11 protein-coding genes are annotated in these 12,655 nt (G+C 70.5%); 7 read left to right on the top strand and 4 right to left on the bottom strand.

Translation table 11 applies throughout. The features are described 5' to 3' along the window. Window positions 1–95: 95 nt before the first annotated feature. From cobA to F3H32_RS08685, 4 genes are all read left to right on the top strand, one after another. Window positions 96–830, top strand: coding sequence for a uroporphyrinogen-III C-methyltransferase (cobA, locus tag F3H32_RS08700; protein ID WP_149765503.1), 735 nt, complete (start codon window positions 96–98; stop codon window positions 828–830). Window positions 831–916: 86 nt separating this feature from the next. Then, on the top strand, window positions 917–1,432 hold the full coding sequence (locus F3H32_RS08695) for a DUF2478 domain-containing protein (RefSeq protein WP_149765570.1): 516 nt from the start codon (window positions 917–919) through the stop codon (window positions 1,430–1,432). Beyond that, a complete protein-coding gene (locus F3H32_RS08690) occupies window positions 1,429–1,677 on the top strand; it encodes a sulfurtransferase TusA family protein (RefSeq protein WP_149765502.1) in 249 nt (82 codons plus the stop codon). Before F3H32_RS08695 ends, F3H32_RS08690 begins: the two co-directional genes overlap by 4 nt. Further along, window positions 1,677–2,606, top strand: a complete 930-nt coding sequence (locus tag F3H32_RS08685) for an AEC family transporter (protein ID WP_149765501.1) — start codon at window positions 1,677–1,679, stop codon at window positions 2,604–2,606. The genes F3H32_RS08690 and F3H32_RS08685 overlap by 1 nt, the downstream gene beginning before the upstream one ends. A gap of 60 nt (window positions 2,607–2,666) precedes the next feature. Here F3H32_RS08685 and F3H32_RS08680 read toward each other — a convergent pair whose 3' ends face one another. Beyond that, window positions 2,667–4,034 (bottom strand): SLC13 family permease, encoded by a 1,368-nt coding sequence (locus F3H32_RS08680; RefSeq protein WP_149765500.1) that lies wholly within the window; start codon window positions 4,032–4,034, stop codon window positions 2,667–2,669. 65 nt (window positions 4,035–4,099) lie between these two features. Between F3H32_RS08680 and F3H32_RS08675 the strand changes: the two genes are divergently transcribed. Continuing rightward, window positions 4,100–4,942 carry an AraC family transcriptional regulator gene (locus tag F3H32_RS08675; RefSeq protein WP_149765499.1) on the top strand — a complete coding sequence of 281 codons (843 nt, stop codon included), beginning with the start codon at window positions 4,100–4,102 and terminating at the stop codon, window positions 4,940–4,942. Window positions 4,943–4,946: 4 nt separating this feature from the next. On the opposite strand, the gene F3H32_RS08670 is transcribed toward F3H32_RS08675, so the two are convergent. Beyond that, window positions 4,947–5,279: a DUF2794 domain-containing protein gene (locus tag F3H32_RS08670; RefSeq protein ID WP_115755866.1), complete on the bottom strand. Its 333-nt coding sequence runs from the start codon at window positions 5,277–5,279 to the stop codon at window positions 4,947–4,949. Between the two features lie 83 nt (window positions 5,280–5,362). Further along, window positions 5,363–5,932 carry a cytochrome b gene (locus tag F3H32_RS08665; RefSeq protein WP_149765498.1) on the bottom strand — a complete coding sequence of 190 codons (570 nt, stop codon included), beginning with the start codon at window positions 5,930–5,932 and terminating at the stop codon, window positions 5,363–5,365. Window positions 5,933–6,103: 171 nt separating this feature from the next. On the opposite strand from F3H32_RS08665, the gene F3H32_RS08660 reads away from it, so the two are divergent. Continuing rightward, window positions 6,104–9,961, top strand: a complete 3,858-nt coding sequence (locus F3H32_RS08660) for a non-ribosomal peptide synthetase (RefSeq protein ID WP_149765497.1) — start codon at window positions 6,104–6,106, stop codon at window positions 9,959–9,961. Between the two features lie 298 nt (window positions 9,962–10,259). Here the strand turns inward: F3H32_RS08660 and F3H32_RS08655 are convergent, their stop codons facing one another. Further along, a complete protein-coding gene (locus F3H32_RS08655) occupies window positions 10,260–11,093 on the bottom strand; it encodes an alpha/beta hydrolase (protein ID WP_149765496.1) in 834 nt (277 codons plus the stop codon). Between the two features lie 151 nt (window positions 11,094–11,244). Here F3H32_RS08655 and F3H32_RS08650 point away from each other — a divergent pair, with 151 nt between their 5' ends. Continuing rightward, window positions 11,245–12,651 (top strand): YncE family protein, encoded by a 1,407-nt coding sequence (locus F3H32_RS08650; protein WP_149765495.1) that lies wholly within the window; start codon window positions 11,245–11,247, stop codon window positions 12,649–12,651. Window positions 12,652–12,655 lie beyond the last annotated feature (4 nt).

The raw sequence follows: 12,655 nt of genomic DNA, 5'->3' as shown, positions 1-12,655 counted from the left end.
TCCCCAAGGTCGCGGTCGCGCCCTCTATGGCAAATGGTGGGGCAGCCGGCAAGCAGCCCCTTGCCTTGGCGCGGATTTTGCCGCATCGCCAGGTCATGCGTGAACGGATCGGTCTTGTCAGCTTCGTTTCCTCGGGTCCCGGCGACCCCGAGCTTCTGACCCTGCGCGCCGCCCGGCTGCTGGCCCAGGCGGATGTGGTGCTTTACGACGACCTCGCCTCGGGGCCGGTGCTGGACCTGGCCGGGCCGCAGGCGCAGCGCATCGGCGTCGGCAAGCGCGCCGGCCGGCCTTCGGCCAAGCAGGACCATGTGAACGCGCTGCTGGTCGAACATGCCGGCGCCGGCAAGCATGTGGTGCGGCTGAAATCCGGCGATTCCGGCATTTTCGGCCGGCTGGAGGAAGAACTGACGGCCCTGCGCCGCCACGCGATCCCGTTCCAGATCGTGCCCGGCGTGCCCTCGGCCGTTGCGGCGGCCGCCGTGGCCGGGTTGCCGCTGACCCGCCGCCAGACCGCGCGGCGGCTGCAATTCGTCACCGGCGCCGATGTGACCGGCGGGCTGCCCCAGGACCAGAACTGGGCCGCCCTGGCCGATCCGCAGGCCACCACCGTGGTCTTCATGGGCCAGCGCACCTTCCCGCGCATGGCGGCGCTGCTGGCCGAAAACGGCCTGCCCCCCGACACCCCCGCCCTGCTGGCCGAGGCGGTGGGCCACCCCCACCAGCGCCTGGTCCGCAGCACCGTGGCGGCCTTGGCCCAGCAACTGGCGACCGAAGGCCCCAGCCCGCATCCGGCGCTGATCCTCTATGGCCCGCTGGCCGAGGGGAACTGACCTCGGCCGCTTTCACCGTTTTCCAAATACTCAATATTGCGCCGGTGCGCCCAGGGACTATGCTGGCCGCCATGAAAGGAACCGCCATGCTGGGTTTCGTCACCATCCAGGACCAGACGCCGGGCGCCGGCGACCGGCTGCTGACCGCCGCGGCCGAACGGCTTGCCGCGGCCGGGATGCGGCTGGCCGGCGCAGTGCAGATCAACACCGAGACCAGCCCCGGCTGCGATTGCGACATGGACCTGCGCATCCTGGGCGATGACGGCCTGCCGGTGCGCATCACCCAGTCGCTCGGGCTCGGCTCGCAGGGCTGCCGGCTGGATACCGGCGCGCTGGCCCAGGCCGTCGCCCGCACCGAATCGGTGCTGGCGCGTGGCGCCGACCTGATGATCGTCAACAAGTTCGGCAAGCAGGAATGCTTTGGCCGCGGCTTTCGCGAAACCATCGCCCGCGCGCTGGCCGCCGGCATTCCGGTGCTGGTGCATGTCCCCGACGAACAGTTGCCCGGCTTTCACGCCTTTGCCGGCGACCTGGCCCAGCCGGTCTGCGCCGACCGGATCGACGACTGGTGCCGCGCTCGGCTGGCGGATACCGCCGCATGACCGTGCAGATCGACGCGCGCGGTCTTATCTGCCCCCTGCCGGTGCTGCGGCTGCGCAAGCGGCTGATGGCGCTGCCGCAGGGCAGCCGGGTCGCGCTTTTGGCGACCGATCCCGCCGCGGTGATAGACGTGCCGCATTTCTGCGCCGAAGCCGGCCACCGGCTGATCGCCCGGCGCGACATTGCCCCCGGCGAGACCGAATATATCATTGAGCGCGGCCCGGCCTGCGCCATCGCCGCGGACTGATGCTGGCAATCTTTCTGAAGACCCTGCCGTTCTTCTTGCTTATCGGCACGGGCTGGCTGGCCGGGCGCACGCGCTTCTTTCCGGCCGAGGCGACCGGCTGGCTGACGAAATTCGTCTTCTATTTCGCGCTTTCGGCCATGCTGTTCCGCTTTGCCGCGACGCTGGACATGGGGCGGCTGTTCGACCCGGCCTTTGCCCTGGCCTATCTTTGCGGCTCGGCCGGGCTTTGGGCGCTGGGTTTCGCGGTGGCGCGCTGGCGGCGCCAGCCGCTCGTAACTGCGGCGATGGAGGCACATACCGCGATAATCGGCAATACCGGCTTCCTGGGCGTGCCGATGCTGGTCGTTCTGCTGGGCGAACGCGCCATCGGGCCGGTGCTGATGGTGCTGACCATCGACCTGGTGGTGTTTTCAACGCTCATCACCCTGATCGCCACTTGCGCGCGCCAGGGGCGGGTGCGGCTGGCGACGCTTTGGCCCTTGTTGCGGGGGATCGTCTCGAACCCGATGATCGTCTCGATGCTGGCGGGCCTGGCCTGGGGCGGGCTGCGCCTGCCGATGCCGGCGCCGCTGGACGAATTCCTGGCGCTTTTGGGCGCCTCGGCCACGCCGGGGGCATTGTTTGCCATCGGGGCCAGCCTTGCCGGCCGCGTGGCCGAGCGGATGGGCCCGGCGCTGTGGCTGGGCTTTGCCAAGCTGGTGCTGCACCCGCTGGCGGTGGGCGTGGCCGCGCTGGCGGTCTTTGGCGTCGAACCCTATGCGGCAGGGGTGATGATCGCCGCCGCCAGCCTGCCGGTGGCGGGCAATGTCTATATCCTTGCGCAATATTTCGGCGCGGGCGTGCAGCGCGTCTCGGCCGCGATCGTGATCTCGACCGCGGCCAGCATCGCCACCGTCCCCGTCGTCATCCACTGGATTGCCAAGGGCTAGGCCGCCGGTGCGTCCGGGATTGCGGCCGCGAACCGCAAGACCCGCGCCGCGCGCCGCGCCCTATAGCCAGCCCAGCAGCCGCCACCACAGCCAGTCCAGCGGCATCAGCACCACGAAGGTCAGCACCGCCAGCGGCAGGGTGATGCGCAGCACATGGCCCAGCCTTTCGCCCGAAAGCTGCATCGCCAGCACGAACGGCCCGACCTGATAGGGAAAGATCACCGTGGCAAAGCCGACCACCTGGGTCATCAGCACCGCCTTGAGCGACAGCCCGGTCGCCAGCGCCAGATCCGGCGCCATCGGCGTCAGCACGGTCGGCACGCCGGGATTGGTGGTGATCAGCCCCATCAGCCCCGACATGGCGGTAAGGGACAGGAAATTCACGAAACTCGCACCCTCTTGCAGCGGCAGCCAGTCGCGCAGCGCGCCGCCCAGCACATTGCCCAGGCCCGAGGCGTTGACGACCGCCCCCAGCGCCAGCGCGCCCGCGACGAACAGCACCATGCCGAAATCGACCGAGGCGTTGAACTGCTTGGGCGGCACCGCGCCAAGGCGCGGCATCAACAGCAGCGCCGCCGTCGCAATGCCGATCCAGGCGGGGCCGATCCCGTGCAGCCGGTCGGTCATCCACAGCGCCAGCGTGCCCGCCAGGATCAGCGCCACCCGGCGCTCGGCCGCGGAAATCGGCGGACGGTCGACGATCGCCCCCGCGGCGGGGACGACCTGGGCGGGGAAAAGCGCGACGACCAGCGCCACGGTCAGCAGGGATTTCACGATCCCCAGCACCGGGTAGTGCAGCACCAGATAGGACATATAGCCAAAGGTGACGCCGTGCTGCCCCTCGGCCGCGCCGGCCAGGATCATGTTGGGGATGTTCGACGGCAGGATGGCGAAACTGGGCATGTTGCAGGCCAGGGTCAGCGCCACGGCCAGGCCGATGCGCCCGTTCGATCCCTGGTGCAGCCCCAGCCGTTCCGCCAGCGCCATGCCGACCGGCACCAGCACCACGGCCCGCCCGACCGACGACGGCATGACGAAACCCAGTGCCATGGCCGCCAGCGTCATCACCAGGATCAGCCGCAGATAGCTGCTGCCGACCAGCGGCGCCAGCACCCCCGCGATGCGGCCGCCCAGTCCCGAGCCGGTGATCGCCGCCCCGATGACGAAGCCCGACACGATCAGCCAGACCGCGGCCGAGCCGAAGCCGGCAAAGACCAGGTCCGGCGGGGCCAGGCCGGGGATCAGCACCGCAGCAAAAAAGATCAGCGAGGTCAGGAAGGGCGGCACCAGCCCGGTGCTCCACAAGGACAGCGTGACCAGCACCACGGCGGCGTTTCGGCCAAGGGGCTGGGGGATCGGGCCGACGGCCAGCAGCACGGCCAGGGCCAGGCTGAGCAGAAAGACAAGGGGACGGACAGAGAGTTTCATCGCAAGCGCCTGATTGGGACGGCGCAGCCTAGACGGAAGCCCGCCCATTGCGTAAGTTCGCTATCATGACAAAACTTGTCGCTGATCCGCCAATCCTGCGCTTTGACCCCAGCGGCGCCGCCTTTGTGATCGACCCGGCGCGGCCGGTGCTTGCCCATGGGCGCGACCTTGCGGCGGGCGCGCATGTGACGCCGCACGCCCATCCGCGCGGACAGCTTTTATGGGCGGCCGAGGGGCTGTTGCGACTGGGGGCCGAGGACGGGACCTGGCTGGTGCCGCCCGGCTTCGGCATCTGGATCCCCGGCGGCACCCGGCACGAGATGCATGTCGTGTCGCGCCCCGGCAGCGGGGCCCGGACCCGCAACCTTTACGTCGATCCCGCGCATCCGGTGCGGCCCCAGGGACGGGGATGCGAGGTGCTGCCGGTCTCGGCCCTGCTGCGCGAGGTGATCCTGCGCATGGTGGCCCAGGCCGATCCGGCCCGCCTGGCCCGGCTGGGCGCCGTGGCGCTGGACGAGATCGCGGCGGCGCAGCCCGCGCCCCTGGACTTGCCCGGTGGCCATGATCCGCGCCTGCGGCGGGTGACGGCGCATCTGGGCCGCCATCCCGCCGATCCGCGCCCGCTGCCGCTGCTGGCGGCCCAGGCCGGGGCCAGCCCCCGCACGCTGGAGCGGCTGTTTCGCGCCGAGACCGGCCTGTCCTTTCGCGACTGGCGCAGCCGGGTGCGCCTGCTGGCCGCCGTCGGGCGGCTGGAGCGCGGTGAAAGCAGCACCACCATCGCCCATTCGCTGGGCTATCGCAGCGCCAGCGCCTTTGTCGCGGCGTTTCGCGGCCATTTCGGCGTTCCGCCGCAAAGCTATCTGCGCAGCCGGGCCGAAGCGCCCCCGCCCGGCGGCCGGCCAGGCTGACGTGTCAGTCCACGGCGCGGATCAGCCTTTTCTCCAGCACCCGCAGCACCGTGGGCAGGTCGTGGCCGCGCTTGAGAACGCGCCCATCCATGCCGATTACCGCATATTGCCCCTGCGCCTGGCGCAGCCTGGGGCGCTTTTCGATGCGGTAAAGCGGATGTTCGGCCGCCCGGCGAAAGACCGAGAACACCGCCATGTCGCGAAGGAACGACATGGCATAGTCCCGCCATTCCCCGGCCGCGACCATGCGGCCGTAAAGCGACAGGATGACGCCCAGTTCGGCGCGGTCAAAGGCCACGCGATCATGCTGGGACGGAAAGCCGAAGGGCGCATTCATCATGACGCAATGGTGACACCGGCCCGCCGGGCAATCAACGAAAAAGGCCGCGCCGCCCCTGTTTGCCGGCGCGCGACTGTGGCCTAAAGGCCCGCCCGGCGCCGCCCGGCCATGCGCGCCAGGGTGCCGTCGCGCCACATGCTTTCATGCACGCCGACCATGACGACATGGCCCAGGATCAGCAGCAAAAGCAGCCAGGCCATCTCTCCGTGCAGCGCATCGCCCAGGCCGACCATCCAGCCGATCGGCGGCACCTGCGCCGGGAAAATCTGGAAGCCGAAGGGCGCAAAGGCCCGCTCGCCGCCATAGGCGCGCAGCAAGGCCGCGACCGGCACGGCGGCCATGACCAGATACAGCGCCAGATGGCCCAGCCGCGCCGCCAGCCCGCCCAGCCCGCGGCCGTGATCGGGCCGGTTGCCGCGATTGGCCAGCGCCCATGCCAGCCGCAGGGCGATCAGCACGAACAGCACCGTTCCCACCGGCTGGTGCCAACCCACGAAAAAGGAAACCACCGGCTGGCGGCCCAGCAGCAGCCGCAGACCCATGCCCAGGAACTGCCACAGCATCAGGGCGGCGATGCTCCAATGCAGCAGGCGGGACACCCGGCCATAGGCCTGTTCGGTGTCGCGCAAAGGCAGGGATTGCAAGGCCATGGCTGCTCCGGACGCAGCCGGGCTGCGCTAGAAAGTTGACTAATTTCCTGGGCGACAGTATGGCCTTGGCCGCAGTCGGGCAAGTCCTGCAAGCCGGTCCCTGGGGTAACATGGTCGTCAGTTCTATCCTTCGGCTGCAATTTCACTTTCCCCGACCGGAGCGGGCTTGACATGGACACACATCACCATCTTCAGTGCCAAGCCGGCTGCCCGCTGACCGAGGCGCAGGAAGGGCTGTGGTATGTCCAGGCGCTGGACCCCGGCAACCCGATCCTGAACACCGGGCAATATCTGGAACTGACCGGCCCCCTGGACCGCGATGCGCTGGCCCAGGCCGTCGCGCGCACCATCGCCGAAGCCCCGGCCCTGTCGCTGCGCTTTGGCCACGGACCCGACGGGCCGCGGCAATGGGTCGGCCTGCCGCCGATGCTGGGCTTTGCCGACCTGTCCGCCCAGCCCGATGCCGAGGCGCAGGCCCTGGCGCAGATGCGCGCCGACAGCCAGCGCCCGCTGGACCTGGCCCAGGACCCGGCCGGGGCGCTGACGCTGTTCGTCCTGGGTCCCGAACGGCATCTGCTTTACGAACGCATCCACCACCTGGCCATCGACGGCTATGGCATGGTCTTGGTGACGAACCGCATCGCCGCGCATTACGCCGCGCTGGTGGGCGGGGCGCCGGCGCCCGAGCGCTTTGGCCCGCTGTCGCTGGCGACCGAAGAGGACGCGGCCTGGCGCGCCTCGCCCCGCCGGGGGGCCGACCGCGACTGGTGGCTGGCCGAACTGGCCGACCTGCCCGAGGTTGCCGGGCTGGCGCAGGGCCGCGCGGTCAGCGGCGCCGATTTCCTGCGCGACACGCGCCTGCTGCCGCAGGCTTTGCTGGACCGGCTGGCCGGCTATGCCGCCCGGCACCGGCTGGGCTGGCCCGACGTGCTGAACGCGCTGACCGGCGCCTATCTGGCGCGCTGGACCGGGGGCGAGGCGGTGATCGGCCTGCCCTTCATGGCGCGGATGGGCCGCAAGATCGCGCAGGTGCCCTGCATGGCGATGAACGTGCTGCCGCACCGGCTGCGGCTGGACGAGGACGCAGCCCTGCCCGAATGGCTGGCCGCGCAGTCCAGGCGCATGGCGCAGGGCCGCCGCCGCGGCCTTTACCGCAGCGAGCTTTTGCGCCGCGAACTGGGTCTGGTCGGCGGCACGCGGCGGCTTTACGGTCCGCTGGTGAACGTTCAGCCCTTTGATAAGGCACCGGAATTTCCGGGGCTGCAAGCCCGGCTGCATATCCTGGGGGCGGGCGCGGTCGATGACCTGACGCTGACCTTCCGCGGCGATCCCGCCTCGGGGATGATCTTCGAGGTGGACGCGAACCCCGCGCTTTATGCGCCCGAAGAGGTGCGCGGACATGGCGACCGGCTGGTGGCCTTTCTGATCGCGGCACTTGCGGCCGAAACCCTGGCCGAGGTGCCGACCGCCAGCCCGGCCGAAATCGCCGCTGCGCAGGCGCGCGCCCAGGCGACGCGCCATCCCCTGCCCGACACCACCCTGACCGCGCTGATCGAGGCGCAGCTTGCCGCCACGCCCGATGCGCCGGCGGTCAGCTTTGGCGCGGACAGGCTGAGCTTCGCCGATCTTGACCGCCGCAGCGCCGCGCTGGCCGCACGGCTGCAAAAGCTTGGCGCCGGCCCCGACCGCATCGTCGCCGTGGCGCTGGAACGCTCGCTGGAACTGCCCGTGGCGCTGCTGGCGATCCTGCGCGCCGGCGCGGCCTATCTGCCCTTGGACCCGGCGCATCCGCCCGAACGCATCGCCCGCATCCTGGCGCAGGCCCGGCCGGTGGCGGTGCTGACCACGGCCGACCTGGCGGGGCTGTGCCCTTTGGGCACCGACCTGCTGCTGCCCGCCGACTGGCCGGCCGGGGGTCGCCCCGCGGGGGGGCCGCAGCCGGGCGACCTGGCCTATGTCATCTTCACCTCGGGCTCGACCGGAGAGCCCAAGGGCGTCGCCGTCGAACATCGCGCCATCGTCAACCGCCTGATGTGGATGCAGGCGCATTACGGCATCGCGGCCCAGGACCGCATCCTGCAAAAGACCCCGGCGACCTTCGACGTCTCGGTCTGGGAATTCTTCCTGCCGATGATGGCCGGGGCGGAACTGGTCATGGCGCCGCCCGGCGCGCATCGCGACCCCGCCGCCATCGCCCGCCTGATCCGCGACCGCGCCGTCACCACCTGTCATTTCGTGCCGTCGATGCTGTCGGCCTTTCTGGCCTCGCCCGTCTCGCAGGGGCTGGCGATGCGCCGGGTGTTCTGCTCGGGCGAGGAGTTGACGGCGGACCAGCGCGACCGCTTCCACGCCCGGATCACGGCCGAACTGCACAACCTTTACGGCCCGACCGAGGCGGCGGTGGATGTCAGCTACTGGCCCGCCGGACCCGAGGATCGCGCCAACCCGATCCCGATCGGCTGGCCGGTCTGGAACACGGCGCTGGAGGTGCTGGACGACCGCATGCGCCCGGTGCCACCGGGCCTGGCCGGGCACCTGTATCTGGGCGGCGTGCAACTGGCGCGCGGCTATCTGGGCCGGGCGGACCTGACGGCGGAACGCTTCATCGACGCCCCCCAGGGCCGGCTTTACGCCACCGGCGACCTGGCGCGGCTGCGGCCGGACGGGGCGGTGGTCTATCTGGGCCGTTCGGACCACCAGGTCAAGATCCGCGGGCTGCGGGTCGAGCTGGGCGAGATCGAGGCGGCGATCATGGCCACCGGCATGGCGCGCGAATGCGTGGTCGTCGCGCGCGAGGATCATGCCGGCGAAAAGCGCCTGGTCGCCTATCTGGTGCCGGCGGCGGACTGGCGGCCGGGGCTGCTGGCGGAACGGCTGGCGGCCGGGCTGCCCGCCTATATGCTGCCCTCGGCCGAGGTGGCGCTGAAGGCGCTGCCGGTCACGTCGAACGGCAAGCTGGACCGCAAGGCGCTGCCCGCGCCGGAATTCGCCGCCTCGGGCCGCGCGGCGGAAACGCCGACCGAGCAATTGCTGGCCCGGCTTTACGCGCTGATCCTGCACCTGCCCCAGCCGGCCCCGGCCGAGGCGGATTTCTTTGCCCTGGGGGGCGATTCGCTGTCCGCCGTGCGGCTGGCCCAGGCGCTGGAGGCCGAGACCGGCCGCGACCCCGGCCTGGGCACCATTTTCGAACAGCCGGTGCTGGCGGCACTGGCGGCGGCGCTGGACGCTCAGGCGCCCCATGACGACGGGCTGGGACCGCTGATCCTGCTGGCCGACGGCGACGGCCAGGCCGCGCCGCTGTTCCTGATCCATCCGGCAGGCGGCCTGGCCTGGGGCTATCGCGGGCTGGCGCGGCGGATCGCGCCCCAGCGGCGGGTCTGGGGGCTGCAACATCCGGGACTGGATCCCAGCGTGCCGATGCCGGAAAGCCTGGCCGCGCTGGCGCAGGACTATGCCGGGCGCATCGCCGCACTGGCGCCGCAGGGTCCGGTGCACCTGGCCGGCTGGTCGGTCGGCGGCATCCTGGCGCAGGAAATCGCGGTGATCCTGGCCGCGGCCGGCCGCAAGGCCGGGGTGGTCGCCATGCTGGACAGCTATCCCAGCGATGCCTGGCGCGACGAGCCCGAACCGGACCCCGCCGCGGCGCTGCGCGCGCTGCTGGCCATCGCCGGCTACGACCCCGAGGCGCATCGCGACCTGGACAGCCGCGAAAAGGTCGTGGCCTTCCTCCGGCGCGGGGAAAGCGCATTGGGGGCGCTGCCGGCGCGGGTCCTGGACGGGGTGGTGCGCACCGTCACCGGCACCAACCGGCTGATCCGCAGCCACCATCACCGCCGCTTTGCCGGCACGATCACGCATTTCCGCGCCGCCCGCGACCACAAGGACCGCGACCTGCGGCCGGGGATGTGGGCCCCCTATGCCGCAGGGCTGGAGGTCATCGACCTGCCATTCCTGCATGCGCAGATGACCTCGGAAGAAGCCTCGGCGTTGATCGCGCCGGCATTGGCGGCGCGGCTGGGCCGGAACTGACCGGCCCGCCTGTCCCGCCCGCCGGCACGCGAATCGGTGGGGGCGCAGGGCCGGCCAAAGCCAGCGCGACAAGACCGCAAACCAGTCCCCCGGCCAGCCCGCCCAAGGCCAGCAAGGCGTCATGCGCCGGCACGGGACCGGCGGGCGGCGGCGACAGGCCCGGCACCCCTTGCGGCACCTGCGCGACGCCCAGCCCGCACAGGACCAGCCCGATCAGGACCAGCGCATATCTGGCGAAAACCATCCGAATCCCCTTTGTTGCCTGCCACCACAGCAGCGCAAAAGGATTGAGATCCGGTTAATCCGCGCTGGCGAAAGGCAGAACCAGCGGGAACGATCCCGCCAGCGTCTGGATATGGATATGGCCGGGCAGGACATGGACCTGTGCGCGATGGCCGGGATGGCGGGCAAGATCCGCGACAAGCTGCATCGTCGCCGGCGCCGGCCCGTCCGGCGGCGGCCCGTCGCTGCCCGAGCGCTTTTCGCGGTCCCCCAGCGCCACCAGCAGCGGCAGCGAGGCCGGCGCGGCCGCCTGGGCCACGCGGCGGATCAGCGCCTCGTCCCACCAGATCGAGGGGCTGATCGCGGCATGGCGGGCGAAGCCATGCGGCCGCGCCAGCAGCGCGTAAAGCGTGAACAGCCCGCCGAAACTGTGGCCCCAAAGCGTGCGGCGGGTCGCGTCGATGGGCAGGCCGGCCTCGGCCGCGTCGCGCAGCGGGCCGGTCAGCCGGTCGTGAAAGATCGCCGCACCCCCGGCCGTGCGGCCTTCGTGGACATGGTCGGGACGCAGGCCGTCGCCCGGCCCGTCGGGCGCGGTAAAGTCCAGCGTGCGCAGTTCGCGGGCGAATTGCCGGTCGGTGTCATATCCGATGCCGGCCACCACCAGCCCCGGCGCCAGCGCCAGATGCTCGGCCGTCAGGAAATCGAAGGCGGCATTGCCGTCCAGCATGTAAAGCACCGGCCAGCCCCCGGCAGGCGGGGGCGCCTTGGGCACGGCCAGGAACAGCCGATAGCCGGGGCCGACCGCCACCACCTTTTGGGACAGCGCATGGGTTGCGGACCCGTCCTGGAAGATGCGCAATTCGGCCTGTTTCCTGGCATGTTCCGGCCCGACGCGTCCAAGCTGCGACATCATAGGCAAACTCTCCTGCTCACAAACTCCTGTTCCCCTGCCGAGATTAGTTGACAAGGACGGTCAGGAATATAGGTTGCGCGCTGACCGAAGCCAGCCCTGATCCGGGGTGAGCCAAAGCGAGTCCTGATCCGTTTTCAAGGAGTTTCTCATGGCATATCCATCGCGCCCTTCGCTGCGCAGCCTGCTGGGCGCTTCGGCGCTGGCCCTGGCGCTGGTTTCGGGCCCGGCGCTGGCCGACACCGTCTTTACCAAGCCGCTCGTTGATTTCGCCGGCCGCGTCAGTGCCGGCGGGCCCGACCGCAGCCCGGTCCACAAGGGCGGCAAGGCGGTGATCGCGGGCGAGAACCTGATCCCCGGCCAGACCGTCACGCTGATGCGCGGCGCCACGGCGCTGAACGCCGAGCCGATTACCGTGGATGCCGATGGCAAGTTCAGCTTTGCGCTGGACATCGACGCCGAGGCCGAGACCGGCTTGCAGCCCATCGCGGTCATCACCGAAAATCCGGCCTCGGCCGATGTGGTCGAACTGAAGATCTCGCCCGAGATCGCCGTCGCGGGGGCCGACAAGTTCAGCGTGACCAGTGAACCCGTGGTGCGCGGCCTTTACCAGGTCAAGTTCAGCGAGGGGGCGAATGCCGCCTTCGTCACCAGCGCCGTGGGCCGCCCGCCGGTCAAGGAATCCAAGCTGGTCAAGATCAACGGCGAGACGCTGAAGATCGAGGCCGAGGTTATCCCCGGCGCCGCCCCCGCCCGTCCCGACGGCAGCGATGGCGGGTTGATCGCCGTCTATGGCGTCGATGTGGACGAGGCGAACGGCAATGTCTGGGTGACGAACACCCGGCAGGACACGGCCGCGGTCTACAAGCAATCCGACCTGTCGCTGGTCAAGCAGTTCGAGCCGGGCGCCGTCCCCCATGCCCGCGACGTGGTGGTCGATGAGGCCAATGGCCGCGCCTATGCCAGCGCCACCGGCACGCCCGAGATCCGGGTCTTCGACACCAAGACGCTGGAGCCCCTGGAGCCGATCACCATCCAGTCGCAGATCCGGGGCGAGGAATTCTCGACCATGGCGCTGGACATCGACGAGGCGGGCGGCAAGCTGGTCACGGTCAGCCTGTCCACGCCCGAAGCGGCGGTGGTGGACCTGGCCTCGGGCGAGGTCAGGGTGATCGCGCTGCCGGGCGCCAAGGCCGCCTCGGGCGTGGCCTACGACCCGCAGGAGGGGCTGATCTTCGTCGCCTCGCAGGCCACCGACAACCTGCTGATCGTCAAGGCCGAGACCGGCGAAGTCCTGCATGACGTCGCCGTCGGCGCCGGCCCGCTGAACGTCGCCTTCGAGCCGGTGGGGCGGCTGGCCTATGTCGCCAATCGCGGCGCCGGCACCATCACCGTGGTCAGCCTCCAGGGCGAGATCGTCGCGAACCTGGACGCCGGCAGCCTGCCCAACCAGTTGCGCGCCGACGGCAAGGGCAATGTCTGGGCGGTCAACAAGTCGCGCGGCGAAAACGACGAGGCGGGCGACCGCATCTGGCGCATCACCCCCGCCACGCAGTAAAGAG

It is taken from the genome of Paracoccus thiocyanatus (assembly GCF_900156255.1).
Lineage (GTDB): Bacteria > Pseudomonadota > Alphaproteobacteria > Rhodobacterales > Rhodobacteraceae > Paracoccus > Paracoccus thiocyanatus.
This window is presented reverse-complemented; position numbering and strand designations above follow the sequence as displayed.